Origin of the sequence: Paenibacillus terrae, from assembly GCF_000943545.1 — a bacterium.
GTDB classification, from domain to species: Bacteria; Bacillota; Bacilli; order Paenibacillales; family Paenibacillaceae; genus Paenibacillus; species Paenibacillus terrae_A.
Genome location: NZ_JTHP01000019.1, coordinates 13042 through 31611 on the forward strand (window position 1 = coordinate 13042; position 18570 = coordinate 31611).

Here is an 18570-nt window from a genome sequence, read left to right on the forward strand (position 1 = left end):
CTATGAAAAGAACTAAATTATATATGGATACTGCCGTAAGCATACAGATTGTTACAGGAAAATCCACATCCGAAGAAGCGGTAACACAGAAAATGAATCAGGCATTTGAGGCTTTTCAAAAAGTAGAGCAAGCTTGCAGTCGTTTTAGCCCTGACAGTGAATTGATGAGCGCCTGCCAACAGGTAGGAGTACCTGTAACCGTGAGCCCGTTTTTGTTTGAACCCCTCAAATTTGCTTTGGAAATAGCCAAATGGACGGATGGGGTATTTGATCCTACGGTAGGAAAAATAATGGAATATCATGGATTTAATCGACATTATTTAACCGGGCAATCCATTGAAAGTCCTTCTGCCGCTACGGTAACTTATCGGGATATCGTTTTAAATGAACAAGATCGTACATTGTGTTTGCGGAAGCCATTGGTGATTGATTTAGGAGCTGTAGCCAAAGGATTTGCCATTGACTTGGCAGCTCATGAGTTAAAAGAATTTGAAGGATTTGTCGTGAATGCGGGCGGCGATCTGTTTGCAGGAGGGGTGAACGATGGTGGAGAGGCATGGGAAATAGGTATTCAGCATCCTGAACGCAAAGAGGAAATGGTATCGACGGTTCTGCTTTCCAATGAGGCTATCTGTACTTCGGGAGGTTACGAGCGCAAGAGTGTGGCATCGGCTGATGTACATCATTTGATTGATCCTAAAACCAAGCGCTCGCCCAAGGAATGGGTTAGTTCCAGCGTGATTGCCCCCTTCGCTATGATGGCGGATGCTTTTTCTACGGCATCATTTCTGTTGGGTGCAGCAGAGGGGCAACGGCTCATGGAACAAGCGGGTTTACAAGGCATCCTCATTACATCTGATTTACAATTGGTTCGAGTAGGAGGGATATAAATGACGATAAAACAATGGAGTAAATCACCAAAAGGCTATGTTGCAATGGTTATCACGGCTTATCTTCTTATAGCCTCTATCGCAGAGCATGACATGGCAGGCATTATCAATGGAATCGTGGCCGTCGGTGCTGCTGTAGCTGTTGACATTATTTGTGGCTTGATGAGACAAAGGAAGCGAATGCTGCCGGATGGTGCATTGATCACCGGGCTACTTATCGCCCTGGTGTTAAGCACTATGACCTCTTGGCCTGTTGTTGCGGCTACTTCAGCGATTGCCATAGTATCCAAGCACCTGTTGGTCTATAGGAAGAAGCCGATTTTTAATCCGGCGGCTTTTGGACTGCTGCTATCTATTCTCATATTTGGATCAGGGCAGAGCTGGTGGGGGGCATTCGGGGATTTACCCACATGGATGATTGCCTTCCTGCTCATTGGTGGATATGTAATAACGGATCGGGTCAATAAATATCCGCAGGTGTTTTCATTTTTCGGGACATTTTTTGTATTATTGTTCCTTATAGGTCGCTTTCATCTGGGAGATGCTTCGGATGCACTTCGTCCTCCATTCATCAATGCTGCTCTTTTCTTTGGCTTTTTTATGCTCACTGATTTGCCCACGACTCCTGCCAAGGTGAAGGATCAAATCGTTTTTGGAATTCTTGTGGCGTTTGTAGGAGCGGCTGTGTATGACCTTTTTGGAGGATTAATGTACTTGTTTATAGGGCTGCTATTGGCAAACCTGTATCATGTACTCAAATCACGTTTGAGTGCAAGAGTGACCAACAGGCCTGTTTCGAATATGCAACCAGTCTCCAAGCGAGGTTAAACGGTTTAAAATAAGCAAGTACGTACGGGATTGACTTCCAGCGTGCTTGCTTTTTGCCGTGGAGTGAGGTTGCTTATCATTCCCGAAAGTTTCATAATACTTGTAGTAGTGCCATGCAAACATGCAGAAACCTCTTCGTATACGCACAGTTTGACACAGATAAAAAGCTTATATTATGGATTAGGAGTGAAGCAGTCATGAATGATACGATTTCCTTGTTGATGAATCATCGGTCTGTACGAAGATTCAAGTCAGACGCCGTTACCGACGAGCAACTCGCAGCTATTGTGGCAGCAGGCCAGATGGCTTCCTCGTCCAGCAATGTACAGGCTTATACCGTCATTGCCGTTACAGAGCCTTCTTTGAAAACAAAGCTGGCTGGGTTGGCTGGTGGTCAGGCTTACGTTGAGCAATGCCCGGCGTTCCTCGTGTGGTGTGCAGATTTGTACCGCTTGAAGCAGGTCACAGTTCACCATCAGCCGGGCCAGCCCTCCTATGAAGGTTCCGTCGAAAATTATACGGTTGCGACCATTGATGCCGCGTTAGCCGCACAGAATGCAGCGGTAGCCGCCGAATCACTCGGTTTGGGCATTGTCTACATCGGAGGCATCCGTACGAAAATAGCCGAGGTATCCGAGCTGTTGAGGTTGCCTGAATTGGTATATCCGGTGTTCGGCATGTGTATTGGTGTACCGGATCAGGAAGGGAGCTTACGTCCACGTCTTCCGCTGTCCGGTGTTTTGCACATGAACGGCTACGACAAAAATCAGACGATGAAAGCTGTGGATCTGTATGATCACACATCGGCTGAATATTTGAAGGAACGCACAGGTGGCCAGCGGTCTACCCCATGGTCAGAGCAAATGGCAGCGAGACTGACCGAGCCTGCACGTTTGCAGATGAAGTCTTTTTTGGAGCAAAAGGGATTTTTGAAGCAATAAAGGTCGGACAGGCGATAAAAATAACGCAGCAACATATAAATGGCATGAAGCCATAGGTATGTTTGAAAAATACAAAGAACCTCCTTTTTGCGCATGATGAAGTCCGCGTAATAGGAGGTTCTTTGCTTTTGTTGTAAGCTGGCTTGTATATCTTTTCAGGGAATAACTGATATGACTTTATAAATTAGACAGTGCGTAAAAGCGTCTCGTATTGTCATAAAATAATTGCCGAACGACAGTTTCATTTTGACCTGTCAGCTTGCTATATGCCCGAATGACTTCGGCGGTCATGCATGGATGGGTCTGTTGTTCGGAAAAAGGCCCTTCAAAGGGCCAAGGGCCGTCCGTTTCCGCCATCACCTGACCGAGAGGATACTGTGTTGCCAAACTTCGGATTTCATCCTCATACAAGAGATCCGGTGTGAAGGAGACATAATAGCCGTTACGGGCCATGCGTTCGGTCGTGGCGGCAGAGCCTTTAAACCAATGGAAATGCGCCTGCGTGACGCCGTGGCGTTCCAGTAAATCGCAGGCAATATCCGCGTCCTCATAGACGGCATGCAGCACAATCGGTTTGTTATGTTTTCCCGCAAACCGGACAAAACGCTCCAGCAGTTCTATGTAAGGAGCAAGGTCAAAGGAAACGCCTCTCTCCAAGGCTTCCAGCCGATTATAATAGGGCAAGCCAACCTCACCTACGGCGACCATATGCTCTGCATGCTTGTCCATCCAGTCGAACAACAGATCAAGCTCAGCTTGCGGTGGAAGAGGCTGTTCGGGATGAAAGCCAAAGGCGGGTCGTACCAGCCCGGGAAAACGCTCAGACAAGCACAAATTGGCCCGGCTGGAGGCGAGATGCATGGACACGGCTATGACGGCTTCGACGCTGCTATCTGCAAGCGAAGCGAGCAATAGCTCTTGCTGCTCAGACGGATAGCTATCCACATGAATGTGCGCGTCGATTAGAGGCGCGGGTGCTGTCGTTGTCGTTGGTGCTGTCGTGTTCAGTTTCTTATTCTTCGAGTCATTCATAACGGCTTCGCCCCAATACCTGAGGTATCCTCACGGACGCTTCCAGTGATGTCCGTGTCGCCATCCAGTCTGTGCTTTTCCTCGCGCATCCAGCCTGTCATTTTTCGCTTCCATTCGATAAAGCGCGGGTCGAGGGTGATTTCTTCCCTGCGAGGGCGAGGGAAAGGAACGTCTACGACGTGTATTACTGAAGCAGGTCGTGCCGACAGTACATAGATACGGTCGGAGAGCAGCAACGCTTCCTCAATGCTGTGGGTAATGAACAGCACGGAGCGGCGGTTCTTCTCCCACATCCGCAGGAGCCATTGTTGCATGTCTCCGCGCGTCAGCGCATCCAGTGCGCTGAACGGCTCATCCAGCAGCATCAGCTCTTGCGGACTGAGTAGCGCGCGCAGGAAAGCCGCCCGCTGCTGCATGCCGCCAGAGAGTGTATGCGGATACGCCTTAGCGAATGGGCCAAGCCCGACCTGCTCCAGCCATTGCAGGGCTTCCTCACGGCGTTCGCGTTCGCTGGTGTGCCGGGGCTGCGCTGCTGTATCTTTCCGCGGCGCATTTTCCTGCCCGAGCAGCACGTTGTCCAGCGTGGTACGCCACGGGAAAAGCGCGGGCTGTTGAGGCATATAGCTGATATGCCCGCGTTCCCCAGTCACGTCCTGTCCGTTCATACGGATGTGCCCCAGCTGCGGCTTGAGCAGCCCACCGATGATGTGAAACAGCGTGCTTTTGCCGCTGCCGGACGGACCGATCAAGGAGACGAATTCCCCAGGTCGGACGCTCAAGGATACATCCTGCAATACAGGCAGCGAGCTTCGCTTTTCCCGGAAGGCCAGGCTAATGCCGTCCAGTTCCAAGGCTGGAGGAGTGGAAGAATGCTCCAGCGGTTCCACGGCTCGTTGTCCATCAGCCATATTTTGCGGTGATAAGTCAGTAGGATGCAGACTCATACGCGCCACGTCCTTTCTTTGGTATCCTTCGGTTCCATTTGGAAGCTATTCCTGGTCGGGTTTCCAACGTACCAGCCATTTTTCCAGCAGTAGAATAGCTATGAACATTAGCAAACTAAGTGTAACAATAATGCCAATGGCGGCAAAAATCAGATCCGTGCGGTAGGCTGATTTTTGCAAATTCATATAATATCCAATTCCTTCACTGGCTCCGATCCATTCCGCAATGATTGCGCCCATCACGCTGTAGGTGGCGGCAATCTTGATGCCCGAAAATACTTGTGGCAGGGAATGAGGCAGCTCCAGCTTCATGAAAATAGCCATGCGGCCTGCGCCCGACATGCGCATATAGCTCATCATTGTGCGGTCCGTCCGTGTCAGCCCGTCCATGGCCGCTACAGCCACAGGAAAAAAGCAGACCAGTGTAATAACCATCAGCTTGGGCAACACGCCAAAACCAAACCACACCATCAGCAACGGGCCGAGAGCGATAGTCGGAATGTTTTGACTAAGAATGAGCAGCGGGTACAGAGCCGATTTGAGAAAAGGGATGGTATGAAGAACAATGGCGATCCATAGTCCAGTTGCTGTGCCGATAGCAAATCCCGCCAGCGTTAAGCGAACGGTAGCCCAAGTATGGGCACCAAGCAGCGCCGACTGGGCCATTCCTTCCTGCACGATCAGGGACGGAGCTGGCAGTAGCCAGGATTCAACATGTAAATAGGAAACCGCCCCCTGCCAGGCGGCTAAAAAGAAGAGGACCGCCACAAGGGGCGGCCATACGCTTTTCCACCAGGATGCGCTTTTGCCTTTCGGATTCATGGGCGATATTTCTCGGTCAGCTTATCCATGCTGATGCCCTGCGGGTTATGTGCGATTTTGATTTGTGAAATGATGCTTGGACTGCCTGCTTCCGTCAGTGCCTCGTGCATTTCTTTAACCACCTTCAGCAGCTCGTCCAGCTCGCCTTCCATGGTCGTATCCAATGGGTTCACCTGATGTTTGACACCGGAGCGCTGAATAACTTCAATCGCTTTATCTACATATGCATAAGAGTCCTCGTTATTGGGGGTTTTAGGAATCACTTGAATACTGAGCAGTGTGTTAGCCATGTGAATTCACCTGTCCTTTATTTGGAGTGTTTTTAGGGAAATATGGTGGTTTAAGGCGGGTGAGACCGCTCCGCGTTTCATTTGATCTTACGATCGCTGTTGCCGTGGGATTCTTTGAATAAATTTAAAAGGTAACATTCCCCCTGAGTGTATGCTTTTGAAGCTAGCTTTCCTATGGAAAGCTTTCAGGCGAACGCTACGCTTCTCCAGATTCAAATGAAACGCTACGCTGCCAACCGCCTTAAAAGCACCTTATTTTTAAAGTGGTTTGTGTGGCATTTTTACAAGATCAACGCTTGGGCAGGAAATCATTGGTGAAGGCTTTATCGACTTCCAAGGGTTTGCTGAGCAGCTTGCGCTCGTACATCCAGTCGGAGTAGTTTTTCCATACCTCCGCTTTTTGTACGCCCCATTGGGCGGCATCGTCCTGATAACGCGGGCTTAGCCATTTTTGGCTGGCGAGTACCAGTTTTTTATCCAGTTCCGGAACCGCTTTGGTCAAGATATCTGCGGCTTCTTCCGGGTGAGCGATGGTATATTCATAGCCTTGGGCGGTCGCGTCCATGAAGGCCTTGACCAGTTCGGGATCATTTTTAATCGTCTGTTCGTTGCTCACGATGACAGGTGTATAGTAATCCAGACTTTTGGAATAATCTTTTACATACAGCATATCCAGTGGTTCACCGCGTAGTTGGGCTTCAATCCCGGTCCAAGCGTAGAAGATCCAGGCAAAGTCGATATCACGCTTCACGGCTGTAAAATAATCGGCATTACCCATGTTGATTATTTTCACCTTGCTTACATCGCCCTTGTCTGCGTCCATGATGGATTTCATGACCGCTTCTTCTACGGGCGAACCCCAGCCGCCGTATTTTTTACCTTCAAAATCCTTAGGACTCTTAATGCCGCGGTCAACCGGGGCTGCGAAGCCTGATGTATTATGCTGGATGACCGCAGCGATGGATACGAGCGGTACCCCTTGCGTACGAGCTTGTGTGACGCCCTCCTGATAGCTGATACCAAAAGGTACAGCATTGGAAGCAACCATTTGATCGGCTCCGCCTGAGCCGGGTTGAACGATCTGGACATTCAAGCCTGCTTTTTCGTAAAATCCTTTGTCCTTGGCGACATAGAGGCCCGTATGATTCGTATTTGGCGTCCAGTCGAGCACGACTTTAACGTCCTTGAGTCCCTTTGTCGGGGAGGATGTTTGGGTGTTGGCGGCAGGAGTCTCGCCTTGTGGTGCAGAGGGGGAGCTTCCGCCGCAGGCGGTCAGGGTCAGGGCCATTAGCCACAGGCTGATCAGCCCAAGGCTTAACATTTTCATGCGCTTCATCGTTGTGTTCTCTCCTTTTATTACCCGTAATCCGTCGGATCAGACAGCTTATGTTTCCCATTTTACAAAAATAACTTCTGCCGGACGCTATCTGTTCCAACAACATCATCTTCAACAAAAAAAGCGCCCCGATGTTCCGGGACGCTTGCGCATGTATATACCAAAGTAAGGGATGGCCCGCCGTAATAAGAAAAAAGGGGCGCATCTTGCTTAAGCATTCCTACGCTGGCATTACCCAGATCAGGTTGTAAGGGTCAGTGTCTTGGGACACACTCTCAGCCGGCCGATTCCAGCACCCCTGGCATTGTATAGTCGAATGGGTTATTCAATTCGGGTTTACTACGACGATTATATGCCTAGAAGGCGGGTCTGTCCAGCATTGGGGAAGAAGTGACGGTTCATTTGCCGTACGCTAGGGTACACTTTTACTGTGAGCTTTGTTCTGAAAATGACCATGATTTAATCGCTTAAAGTTGTTTTTCAGAATAGCTACGCAGGTATGGTTTGATGAGCTGGTGTTGGAGCATGGCATGGGCCTTCAAAGGAATTCTAATTTGCGAAAAGGAGTTGTTGTACCGTGGGTAAAACGGAAACATTGGATCGCAGCCAACTGGAACAAGCCATTGTAAAGGCTTTGGATAACAACAAATTTTGCTCGTTGGGTACAGTAGAAGGCGGCAAGCCGAAGGTGCGCTATATGGCTCTTTTTAACGAAGGGTTGAACATTCATCTCGCGACAGATCGCAAAACGCATAAGGTGGAAGAGCTGAAGGATAATCCAAACGCTTATCTGCTGCTGGGTTATGAGGTTGGCGGTACGAAGGAAGTCGTGGAGGTTGAGGCGACTGTCCGGGTAACAGCTGACGAGGGACTCCGAAAACAAGTGTGGAATGATTCGTTGAAGGAATGGTTTTCCGGCCCGGATGACCCCGATTATGTCATTCTGGATGTGAATCCGACTCGAATTGAGTATGTGGGCAAGCAAACCGGACGTCAGGTGTGGGGAAAATAGAAACGGATAGAGTATGAGAAAACCAGCAATTCTCCGAGTTTTTTGGGAGGTTTGCTGGTTTTTATGTTTACGAAAAATTAATTATTTTTTCATAAATAAATGGAGTAAATGACTACTCTTTTGTCCGGCGTTGGATTAAAATAGAAATGGTGGGTTCTAAACTTACATATATGTGCAAAAATATGTGTACGAGGCCTACACCTTAATGAGGAGGGATATATTTTGTTATTTCATAAAAAATGGTTTAAAGGGCTTACAGCAGCAGTCGTTGCCTGTAACATGCTGGTGTTTTCAGCCGCTCCGTCTTGGGCTGCCAGCGAATCCAAGGATAGCGGTACAGTGAATTTGCGGATCATGGAAACAACGGATATTCATGCGGCCTTGATGAATTACGATTACTATGCGGACAAGGAAACGAACGAATATGGCTTGATTAGCACAGCTGGACTGATTCAGCAGGCGCGCAGTGAAACGAGAAACAGCCTGTTGTTCGATAACGGCGACTTGTTGCAGGGCAATCCACTGGGCGATTATATGGCCAGAAGCAAAACCTTCGAGAAAGAAGGCGGTGTCCATCCGGTCTACAAGATGATGAACTTGATGGACTATGATGCGGCTACGGTGGGGAACCATGAATTTAACTATGGTCTCGACTTTTTGGAAAGATCGCTCAAGGGAGCTGATTTCCCTTACGTAAATGCGAACGTGTATTACGATGATGGGGGCCAAGGCACTAAAAATTATTTTACCCCTTATCGCATTCTGGATAAAGAAGTGACGGATGAAAAGGGTCAAGTTCATCCACTCAGAGTGGGCGTGATTGGCTTGGTAACGCCCCAAATTACGCAGTGGGATGAAAGTAATTTGAAGGGCAAGGTCGTTACCAAGGACATTGTGGAAACGGCGAAAAAGTTTATTCCACAAATGAAAACCGAGGGTGCTGAAATTATTATTGTGCTGGCACACACAGGTTATGAGGATGTACCGCAAACTCCATTGATGGAGAATGCCGTTAAATATTTGAGCAAGGTAGACGGAATTAACGCTATTTTATTCGGACACGCGCATAAATCTTTCCCCGGCCCTGATTTTAAAGGAATGAGCGGTGTAGACCTGGATAAAGGAACCATTAATGGCGTACCGGCTGTAGAAGCTTCCTCATGGGGCAAGGAGCTGGGCATTATTGACCTGAGCCTTGAAAAGAAAAACCGCGTGTGGAATGTAACTAACTCTCAGTCGGAAGTGCGCCCGGTTGTGAATACTACCAATCCAGCGGTGCAACAGATCAAACCCGAATTCAAACTGACAGAGGCGGTCAAGGACGAACATAAAGGAACATTGGATTATGTTCGTCAACCGGTAGGAACCACAACCGCACCGATTAACAGTTATTTTGCATTAGTGCAGGATGACCCATCCATTCAGATTGTGACGAATGCACAAAAATGGTACGTACAGAACCATCTAAAAGGGACCGAATACGAAAATCTTCCCGTATTGTCGGCTGGCGCCCCATTCAAGGCTGGTGGTCGAAACGGTGCCGAGTATTATACCAGCATTCCTGAAGGCACAATAGCCATTAAAAACGTGTCCGATCTGTACGTGTACCCGAACACGGTTCAGGCCGTAGAAGTTACCGGTGCTGAAATTCAGGAATGGCTGGAATGGTCTGCGGGCCAGTTCAACCGTATCGATCCAAAGAAAACCGAGGAACAATTGCTGATTAACAAAGATTTCCCTACCTACAATTTTGATGTCATTGACGGCGTGAATTACCAGGTTGATGTGACTCAGCCTGCACGATATGATGCCAAGGGAACCGTTATTGATCCTTCTGCTCATCGTATCAAGGATTTACAATACAACGGGAAAGCAATTGATCCTGCACAGAAATTTATCGTAGCGACCAACAACTATCGTGCTTCCTCATCCAAACTGGCAAATCCGGATGGCAAACGCATTGTGATGGCAGCACCGGACGAAAACCGCCAGGTCGTTATTGATTACATCCGTACGAACGGAACAATTAATCCGGCTGCGGATGGCAACTGGTCTATTGCTCCCTTCGGTGAGGCTAAGGTTACCTTCGAATCCTCGCCTGATGCAAAAGACGTGCTTGCCGGAAACCAGCAAATTTCATTCCTCGGCAGTGCGGCTGACGGCTTTGCTAAATATAGTCTTAAAGCTGGCGCGAAGCCCAATGCAGCAACGACTACTGTAAAGGAAACCGTGGCTCCAGCGAAAGCAACGGCGAAGCCAGCCGTAAAAGCAACCAAACCTGCGGTAGCTCAACCAGCTAAAACCACTAAACCGAAGGCTTCCAAATAAGTCTGGGTTTCTGGGTCCATTAAAATTCAAATTGAAGCAGCAAGTCTCCGTGCCCGAGAGACTTGCTGCTTTTTAGTTCCACGGATAACGGTACTTGAATTTATAAATGGTGCAAAAGGCTTTATTTTTTGTCGAATATATACTTAAGTCCTAAGTTGTAGTTAAAAATAACCTTATTTTTTGTAAAAACACGTAATTATATAGTTCTTTTGTTCTAGTTATTTGTGATATAATGGTGAAAAAACCGGAAAATTGTTCCGAGGAGGACCATTATGACTTGCAGCAATTGCAGCATCATATTACCTATTAAGGACCAGGGATTGCTGAAAATCAGGCATTCCAGGGTGTCGCTTACTCAAGTGCTGGGCAACTTGGGTATGCTGTCGGAACAAATGAAACAGGAACAAGGGCGCGAGGACGGCATTGCGTTTCGCTATGACAGTCCTGCGGAGCTGGAGCAATTGATGGACAGACTTGCTTGTCTGCCGAAGGAATGGTTGTTACATATGGAGGTTGTGGTGACCGGATCGTTTCATGTCGAAGGGTATGAGGATTGGCTTCCATTCAGCCAACTGCAAGCACGAATCAAGCATCCAGATGTCATGAATGTTATTGTGGATCAGAGCTTTTCCAGCCATATGCAGCCTATTATTGACCACAAGCTGGACATTATCGGGTTTGAATTTTTGTTGCGTCCGTCACATCCACAGAGACCTTTTCAGCCTTTTCGGCTGTTTGAAATTGCCCGTGAAGCTGGCTTGCATGCTCATCTGGATCGGTCAGCCCGTATTTCTGCGATTGAAAAAAGTGCAACATGCCTTCCTGCGGGAATCAAACGTTTTATTAATTTTCTTCCTTCCACTATTTATAATCCGGCTTATTGCTTGAATCATACCTTTGAGACGATTGATCGGTTGTCCATGAATACGGAGGATTTTGTGTTTGAGGTCGTAGAGACGGAAGAAATTGATGACCTGAATGTTTTGCATCATATTTTTGAACTATATCGCAAACGTGGAGTTTCAGTGGCACTGGACGATGTGGGGGCAGGTTATTCTACGACAGAGCTGATGAACTGTCTCCAGCCGGATTATGTCAAAATTGATCGCAGTTTAATTGATGGCTGTTATCGCAACAGTGATCAGAAGCGACAAATTACAGGGATCGTGGAATCGGCTTCTCGTTTTGGCGGCCAGGTACTGGCTGAAGGCGTTGAGCAGATGGAGGATTTTGAATTTTGTCGTGAAGCAGGTGTGTCCCTGGCGCAGGGTTATTTGTTTGGCAAGCCGGAACCGAGTCCGCCCCCCAATTTTATGCTTAGTAGCGTAATATAGTCAGGAACAAATTTAAGTAGACGTAGTTTATAAAAAGTGGAGCTTAAATGGGTCTGTCCCATAAGCAAATTTCAACCGTATTGGACAGTGCTTATATCACCATTAATATGATAATTTTGCATAAATCCCAAGAGTGATTTCAAATCAACAATATATAGATCAAAACGTTCTAGTTTGTCTATATATTGTACTTTTAAGCGTTGGGAATCGAATTATGCAAAATGCTAATGTAAAAAAACGCGAGTTTCAGAGGTTTTTTCACCCCTGAAACTCGCGTTTTTTGGTCCATGCTTGTCCACCTGAGCAAGTTATGGGCAAGCGAAAGCCACTCTGTCTCCAATTTTACTTGGTAAGGAACGTTAAAAGCCCGGAAGCAGTTACGACATATTTTATTTTTAAAGTAAAGATTGACGTTTTGAAGACAAACGGATACAGTGTATTGTATAGGAAACAATGTTTCTTTTATAATACACTGTATCCATGGTGAGTAAAAAGTTAAAAATTGCAGGGAGGACCAACCAAAATGAAAGCAGTGCAACTGAAAAACGGTTTTGGCTTTGAAGAATTAGCCTTGACGGAACTCGACATACCGGTGCCGGGACGGCTGGAAGTTTTGATCCGCATAAGGGCAGCGTCTCTTAATTATCGAGATTTGGTAATACTCAATGGAGTAATGCCGATCGGCATTCAATTTCCCTTCATTCCGTTATCCGATGGAGCGGGTGAAATTGTGGCTGTGGGCGAAGGAGTGACAAAATTTCAGATTGGACAAAGGGTAGCGGGAAATTTACAACAGAAATTCATTGGCGGGAGCACGAGAGCGGAGGTATTAAAGGACAGTCTGGGAGGCCCACTCAGCGGAGTGGCGGCTGAATATATCGTTCTGCATGAAGAAGGGGTCGTCGCCATTCCGGATCACCTTTCTTGGGAGGAGGCTTCCACCTTGCCGATTGCGGGATTAACCGCATGGAGCATGCTGATGGAATCCGGCGGGCTGCGAGCGGGGGATACGGTGCTCTTACAAGGAACAGGCGGTGTTTCCATCTTTGGGCTTCAATTCTCTCTGATGGCGGGAGCACGGGTAATTATCACATCGAGCAGCAATGACAAGCTGGAACGGGCAAAAGCTCTCGGCGCATGGCAGACAATCAACTATTCGGAAGTTCCAGAGTGGGATAAGGTGGCTCTGGAGCTGACAGGCGGCGGAGTCGACCATGTCCTGGATATAGGGGGAGCGGCAACAATGGCGCAATCCATCAATGCACTTCGTACCGGAGGGACTGTGAGCATGGTCGGATTCTTATCGGGCTTGACCATTCCTGAGTTCGATGTCACCAGCATTTTGCAGAAGGCTGCGACGATTCGCGGCAGCCAAGTAGGTAACCGGGAACATTTTGAAAACATGAATCGTGCCATTTCCCGCCATCGTTTACATCCTGTCATCGACCGGGTATTCCCGCTCAGCCGAATCGGCGAAGCCTTCGCACTTTTGGCTGAAGGAAAACAGTATTTCGGTAAAATCGTCGTTCAAATATAAATATTATTCACATCACATAGGAGGCACTCTAATGCCCAGTAAACCTGATTTGTCTGTCAAAGATGCTCAAGGAAGAAAGAATAAGAAACCGCGTAAATGGGTACGCAGAACCGGATTATCGCTGCTGGCGGTAATCCTTCTGGGAGTGGTTATTTTTATGCTCATCCCTTCCCCTGTCCAACCTGCAAAATGGCTTGCACCTTCGGCCCCCTCTTTTGAAGAAGCGGGGCCATGGCAACAAAACAATAAACTCAGCTCCGCAGAGCTTATTACAGATGCTCCTAAGTTTCCGGAATTTATCACTTTTGACAAGAAAGGAAATTTATATACGGGAGACTCCGACGGGAAAATTTATAAGGTTGCCTTTGATACAAAGGGCAATCCGCAAAAGGCCCAGCTATATGCAGATACCAAAGGAACGCCCAATGGACTTATGTTTGACGCAAGTGGAAATCTGATCGTTACGGATGTTAAGAAGGGGCTGCTGTCGGTAGATCCTTCCGGAAACGTGACGGTGTTGGCCGATCAAGTCGACGGCACACCGATCTATTTGGCCAACGAGCTGGATATTGCCAAAGATGGTACCATTTATTTTTCTGACACCTCCAATTATGGCAGTGTAGTCTTCAAAGAAATCGCCGAGAACAAGCCACATGGACGTTTGCTGAAATATGATCCGGCGACCAAGCAGACGACAGTTCTGTTGGAAGGCCTTTATTTTGCGAACGGGGTTGCCTTGTCTGCGGACGAAGATTTTGTGCTTGTGGCAGAGTCGTATCACTACCAATTGACCCGATACTGGCTCAAAGGGCCGAAGAAGGGGACTTCGGATATTTTTGCGGATAATCTCGCCGGTTTTCCGGATAACATTACGCGTGATGATCAAGGCCATTTCTGGGTCGGTCTCTTCACGACACGTATTCCCTTTGTAGATCAGATGCATGGAAGCCCGTGGCTGGCTGGAATGATGGCCAAATTGCCTCAATCGCTGCTCAGCGGTGCAAGCGCACCTGTGAAGCATGGGCTTGCTGTGGAGCTTAATCCGCAGGGTAAACTCATCGGAAGCTGGCATGATCCTGAAGGCTCGCTTTATGGGGTAACCACGGCTGTAAACCATGACGGATATTTATATATAGGTACAGCTCCTGGAGGCAGCCAGGGTGTTCATCGCGTGCTTTTAACCAAATAAGCTTGGGAGGGTTTAACATGATATTGGATGAGTTGAAATTATCCTGGAAAGCGAAGGAAAGCCTGGCCGGGAAAGTAGCTTTGGTAACAGGCGCAAGCAGTGGCATTGGGGCATCGATTGCAAAAAAACTGGCAAAGCGAGGCGCGTATGTAGCTGTATTGGCACGCCGTCAGGAGCGATTGGACGAATGGGTTCGCGACTTGCACCAAGAGGAATTGTACGAGGTCATGGCAATACCTGCCGATATCCAAAAAGCTGAAGACGTACAGCAGGCGGTCCACGCCATTCTTGAACGCTGGGGGCGGCTTGACATTATCGTTGCCAATGCCGGCTTCGGGTATCGAAGCCCACTGGCAGAAGTGGATCTGGAAAGATGGGAGGAGCTTTACAAGACGAATGTGCACGGTCTTGTCCTGACACTGAAGTACGGGCTTCAGCCAATGAGGGAACAGGCCAAGGGGGATGTTGTCATTGTCTCCTCTATTGCAGCGAAGGAAGTGGTTGCCGGAGGAGGACTATACAGCGCTACCAAGTACGGCGTTAGCGCCATAGCCTCCGCATTGCGTTTGGAGACCAGTACGCAAGGAATTCGTGTAACTGCGATTCACCCCGGGGCGGTGGCGACGGAATTTTCGCAGGTTGCCGGATATCCCGAGCAGGAAATTCGGGCGTTTGCTTCGAGCGTTTTGCCGCTGCATCCCGATGATGTTGCAGAAGCTGCCCTTTATGCACTGGAGCAGCCGGAGCATGTCAATATTCCAGAGTTGACCATTATGCCTTCGAGGCAGGTCCAGCGGTTCAAATAGAGCAGTATTTATTCTGCTGATCCAAAAAGCGCGAGTTACAGGGGGAAAATAACCCTTGCACTCGCGCTTTTTTTTTACGCTAATGACGAAGCGTACACTGTCCAATAAAGTTAAAACCGACTTTTGGGAAAGCTCCATTTACTATAGCGCAGACCATATCCTGTGAAAATTTTTGCCCTACGTTCGCTTATCCAGTCATCGTGAGCACAGTTATAGTGTAATGACGTACAGGCCCAACGGCGTGGTTGCGCTGCCTGCAATCATAAAACTTAGAGAATAGCTGGACTTGCCAGGGGGCACGCTGATATCAGCCAATCGGCATACCTTGGTATTATCTCGTAGCAGAGGGATACCATATACATGATCATCCACACGCACAGACCCAGCGAACGCTCCCCCACGCGGATTGGCGTAGATGCGGACCGTACGTTCCTCGTGACTGTCGTTAACGATGGGAATCGTAGCGTTATATATGACACCGAATTGTCCACGATTATCAAGCGCAGGGCCTAGCTCGCTGCGAGCCCCGGTAAACAGTAGATCGGCGGGAGTCTCACCGTTCAATTTTTTGGTGGCACATGCTCGGTAGTTGGCGCTTTGCCCGACCACGTACTCTGGCATCCGCGCGTTTGTTTCGGAAAAGGACCATGTACCGCGCGGATGCGCCTGCGGCGGCGGTACGGGTGGTAGCGGCTCCGCATGAATCCCGCGCAGGTCGGTCTGTATATCCTTACTGACCACGGTGCGGATTACATAGTCCAACGTACCATGGCCTTCGGCATATTCCACAGTGAGATCATAGGTGAATCCGGCCAGCGATCCTTCAGGCAGCTCGAATTCTTCCAGCAGCGCTGTACCTTTGCTGAATTTATGACGGTCTACCGGCTTCACGCGCTTCATCGTACCTGCCAAACAGCTTTTGGCAATAGACTGCCCGACATCCATAATCCAGTTACCATCCTCAGGCGCAATCTCTAAAGCCCGCTCGATATGACGTACTTCCAGCGCAGCATCGCTTTTGTTCTCTACGGTGATGCCCAGTTTGACGGGGGCGCCGATTTTGTTGTAATGCCAGCCGAAAATGCGATGCTTGACCGTCCGGGTTGTCGTGCGCACCACGTCATGCCACAGGGTAGCTTGCCGGGCAGGTACAGTCACGGGGGTGAGCGTCTCCGGGTTATCGCTAAGCATCAGGCGGCGCTTTCCCCCCTCGGTGGCTGATTCCACATCCACATTGATATTTGGCGGGATCACAGCCGACTCCACAATCAGATCCTTTGGCTCTTTGGGACGATGGTTCATGTGAGTTCCTCCTTTGATTTAGAGAATGGGACCGCTTCTGGTTCATGGATATGGGCCGTTCATATATATAGGTAACGCCGGAGTAACTTTTACAACCTGTTTTTTTAAAAAAATTTCAAAAAAATTCGAATGCCTCATCATGGCTCTGCGATTACGTCGAAGCAAGCTTCAAACTTCCTTTTCCGCGTCACACCAACGATTCGCCCGCAGGTATTGCGTGTATGTTAAGAGCATATGCTATTGGATGTACAGAGAAACTACAGGAGGAAATCATGCCTAAAAAGATATGGTGGAAGGAAGCCGTTGTGTATCAGATTTATCCGATTAGCTTTCAGGATTCGGATGGAGACGGAAAAGGAGATTTACAGGGTATTCTGTCCAGGCTGGACTATCTGAGTGAACTGGGCATTGATGTCATCTGGATTTGTCCGGTGTACAAATCGCCCAATCATGATAACGGCTACGATATTAGTGACTATTATGCCATTATGGATGAATTCGGAACGATGGAGGATTTTGATAAACTCCTTCACAAGGCGCATGAACGAGGCATCAAAATTATGATGGATCTGGTATTAAACCATACTTCGGATGAGCATCCATGGTTTACGGAATCACGCTCGTCCAAGGATAATCCGAAACGAGACTACTACATATGGCGAACAGGCAAAAATGGCGGATATCCGAACAATTGGGAATCGTATTTTTCCGGTTCTGTGTGGAAATATGACAAGCTTACAGGTGAATATTACATGCATCTGTATTCCGAGCATCAGCCGGACCTCAACTGGAACAATGAAGAAATGGTCGCTGAACTGTACCGCATGGTGGAATGGTGGCTGAAAAAGGGAGTCGATGGCTTCCGATTTGACGCCATTGCCCATATTGTCAAAACCGAAGGGCTGCCAGACGCCAATAATCCCGAGAAACGGACATGGGTACGGGCCTATCAGCTTTTTTCCAATTTGGAACAGGTGCATGTGCTTCTTCGCATGCTGAATGAAAGGGTGCTGGAGCGGTATCCCTTAATGACCGTCGGTGAGACATCAGGCTTAGGCCCTGAACAGGCTCTCGATTATGTGGGGGATCAGCGACATGAACTGAATATGGTTTTCCAGTTTGAACACATGTTTATAGATGCCGAGGGACAGGGAACAGAAAAGTGGAAACCCAAGCCGTGGACACTGGTAGAGCTTAAAAAAATGATGAGTCGATGGCAGACGGTGCTTCATCAGGAAGGCTGGAATGCGAATTATCTGAACAACCATGATCAGCCGCGCGCCCTCTCGCGATTCGGGAATGATGGACAGTACCGTGTGGAGTCGGGCAAAATGCTGGCAACCTTCACGCATATGCTCGAAGGTACGCCGTACATTTATCAAGGCGAGGAAATCGGCATGACGAATATCGCTTACTCGTCAATTGATGATTACCGGGACGTGGAGACATTGAATTATTATGAACAGCAACGGAAGCTGGGCGAACCGGAAGAGCAGATTATGGCGGCAATTTGGAGAAAAAGCCGGGATAATGCGCGGACGCCCATGCAGTGGAATGGAGGCCATGCGGCCGGGTTTACCGATGGAGAGCCGTGGATGAAAATCAACGATAACTACACGCATATCCACGTTGAAGCGGAAAGACATAACCCGGATTCGATTTTTCACTATTATCGTAAGCTGATTGCCCTGCGTAAACAACATGAGGTGATCGTTTATGGTGAATATAAGCTGCTGCTGCCGCTGGATACCGAGTTGTATGTGTTTACCCGCACGTTGGGGAAGGAGCATCTGCTAGTCATTTTGAATTTCTTTGATCGTGAACCGATGTTCCACTGGCCTGAGGAGGAGGGCTATCCTGCCGCCAAAGCGGAGCTGCTTCTGTCCAACTACGAACCATCGCAAGGGGAGAATCTGCATGCTTTGAAGCTGCGCCCTTATGAAGCAAGGGTGTATAAGCTAACCTTAGAATAAGTATAT

The 18570-nt window shown here is 48.4% G+C and carries 16 protein-coding genes and 1 riboswitch; of the genes, 10 read left to right on the forward strand and 6 right to left on the reverse strand.

The window, feature by feature from the left end; translation table 11 throughout:
• Positions 1–2 precede the first annotated feature (2 nt).
• The 3 genes from QD47_RS11445 to nfsA all read left to right on the forward strand — a co-directional run bounded on the left by QD47_RS11445 (position 3) and on the right by nfsA (position 2659).
• Positions 3–890: an FAD:protein FMN transferase gene (locus tag QD47_RS11445; RefSeq protein WP_044646248.1), complete on the forward strand. Its 888-nt coding sequence runs from the start codon at positions 3–5 to the stop codon at positions 888–890.
• Complete coding sequence (locus tag QD47_RS11450; RefSeq protein ID WP_044646249.1) at positions 891–1718, forward strand: RnfABCDGE type electron transport complex subunit D; 828 nt, start codon at positions 891–893, stop codon at positions 1716–1718. It begins immediately after the preceding gene.
• A 197-nt stretch (positions 1719–1915) separates the two neighbouring features.
• Positions 1916–2659, forward strand: a complete 744-nt coding sequence (nfsA, locus tag QD47_RS11455) for an oxygen-insensitive NADPH nitroreductase (RefSeq protein WP_044646250.1) — start codon at positions 1916–1918, stop codon at positions 2657–2659.
• 177 nt (positions 2660–2836) lie between these two features.
• Here nfsA and QD47_RS11460 read toward each other — a convergent pair whose 3' ends face one another.
• The 5 genes from QD47_RS11460 to QD47_RS11480 form a co-directional block, all read right to left on the reverse strand.
• On the reverse strand, positions 2837–3691 hold the full coding sequence (locus tag QD47_RS11460; protein ID WP_044646251.1) for a TatD family hydrolase: 855 nt from the start codon (positions 3689–3691) through the stop codon (positions 2837–2839).
• Positions 3688–4635 carry an ABC transporter ATP-binding protein gene (locus QD47_RS11465; protein ID WP_052646763.1) on the reverse strand — a complete coding sequence of 316 codons (948 nt, stop codon included), beginning with the start codon at positions 4633–4635 and terminating at the stop codon, positions 3688–3690. Before QD47_RS11465 ends, QD47_RS11460 begins: the two co-directional genes overlap by 4 nt.
• A 45-nt stretch (positions 4636–4680) precedes the next feature.
• The gene (locus QD47_RS11470) at positions 4681–5457 is read right to left on the reverse strand and encodes an ABC transporter permease (RefSeq protein WP_044646252.1); all 777 of its coding nucleotides are present in this window, start codon (positions 5455–5457) and stop codon (positions 4681–4683) included.
• A complete protein-coding gene (locus tag QD47_RS11475) occupies positions 5454–5747 on the reverse strand; it encodes an MTH1187 family thiamine-binding protein (RefSeq protein WP_014279449.1) in 294 nt (97 codons plus the stop codon). The genes QD47_RS11470 and QD47_RS11475 overlap by 4 nt, the downstream gene beginning before the upstream one ends.
• 289 nt (positions 5748–6036) lie before the next feature.
• A complete protein-coding gene (locus tag QD47_RS11480; protein ID WP_044646253.1) occupies positions 6037–7083 on the reverse strand; it encodes an ABC transporter substrate-binding protein in 1047 nt (348 codons plus the stop codon).
• Between the two features lie 200 nt (positions 7084–7283).
• Positions 7284–7393, reverse strand: a riboswitch (TPP riboswitch).
• Positions 7394–7660: 267 nt separating this feature from the next.
• Between QD47_RS11480 and QD47_RS11485 the strand changes: the two genes are divergently transcribed.
• From QD47_RS11485 to QD47_RS11510, 6 genes are all read left to right on the forward strand, one after another.
• Complete coding sequence (locus tag QD47_RS11485; RefSeq protein WP_044646254.1) at positions 7661–8095, forward strand: pyridoxamine 5'-phosphate oxidase family protein; 435 nt, start codon at positions 7661–7663, stop codon at positions 8093–8095.
• Positions 8096–8317: 222 nt separating this feature from the next.
• Positions 8318–10423, forward strand: coding sequence for a bifunctional 2',3'-cyclic-nucleotide 2'-phosphodiesterase/3'-nucleotidase (locus QD47_RS11490; protein WP_044646255.1), 2106 nt, complete (start codon positions 8318–8320; stop codon positions 10421–10423).
• A 272-nt stretch (positions 10424–10695) separates the two neighbouring features.
• Positions 10696–11757, forward strand: a complete 1062-nt coding sequence (locus QD47_RS11495; protein ID WP_044646256.1) for an EAL domain-containing protein — start codon at positions 10696–10698, stop codon at positions 11755–11757.
• Positions 11758–12280: 523 nt separating this feature from the next.
• On the forward strand, positions 12281–13294 hold the full coding sequence (locus tag QD47_RS11500; protein WP_044646257.1) for a zinc-dependent alcohol dehydrogenase family protein: 1014 nt from the start codon (positions 12281–12283) through the stop codon (positions 13292–13294).
• Positions 13295–13325: 31 nt separating this feature from the next.
• The gene (locus QD47_RS11505) at positions 13326–14483 is read left to right on the forward strand and encodes an SMP-30/gluconolactonase/LRE family protein (protein WP_044646258.1); all 1158 of its coding nucleotides are present in this window, start codon (positions 13326–13328) and stop codon (positions 14481–14483) included.
• Positions 14484–14500: 17 nt separating this feature from the next.
• On the forward strand, positions 14501–15289 hold the full coding sequence (locus tag QD47_RS11510) for an SDR family oxidoreductase (RefSeq protein WP_044646259.1): 789 nt from the start codon (positions 14501–14503) through the stop codon (positions 15287–15289).
• Positions 15290–15499: 210 nt separating this feature from the next.
• On the opposite strand, the gene QD47_RS11515 is transcribed toward QD47_RS11510, so the two are convergent.
• Positions 15500–16591: a hypothetical protein gene (locus QD47_RS11515; protein ID WP_044646260.1), complete on the reverse strand. Its 1092-nt coding sequence runs from the start codon at positions 16589–16591 to the stop codon at positions 15500–15502.
• 272 nt (positions 16592–16863) lie between these two features.
• Here QD47_RS11515 and QD47_RS11520 point away from each other — a divergent pair, with 272 nt between their 5' ends.
• Complete coding sequence (locus tag QD47_RS11520) at positions 16864–18564, forward strand: glycoside hydrolase family 13 protein (RefSeq protein ID WP_044646261.1); 1701 nt, start codon at positions 16864–16866, stop codon at positions 18562–18564.
• Positions 18565–18570 lie beyond the last annotated feature (6 nt).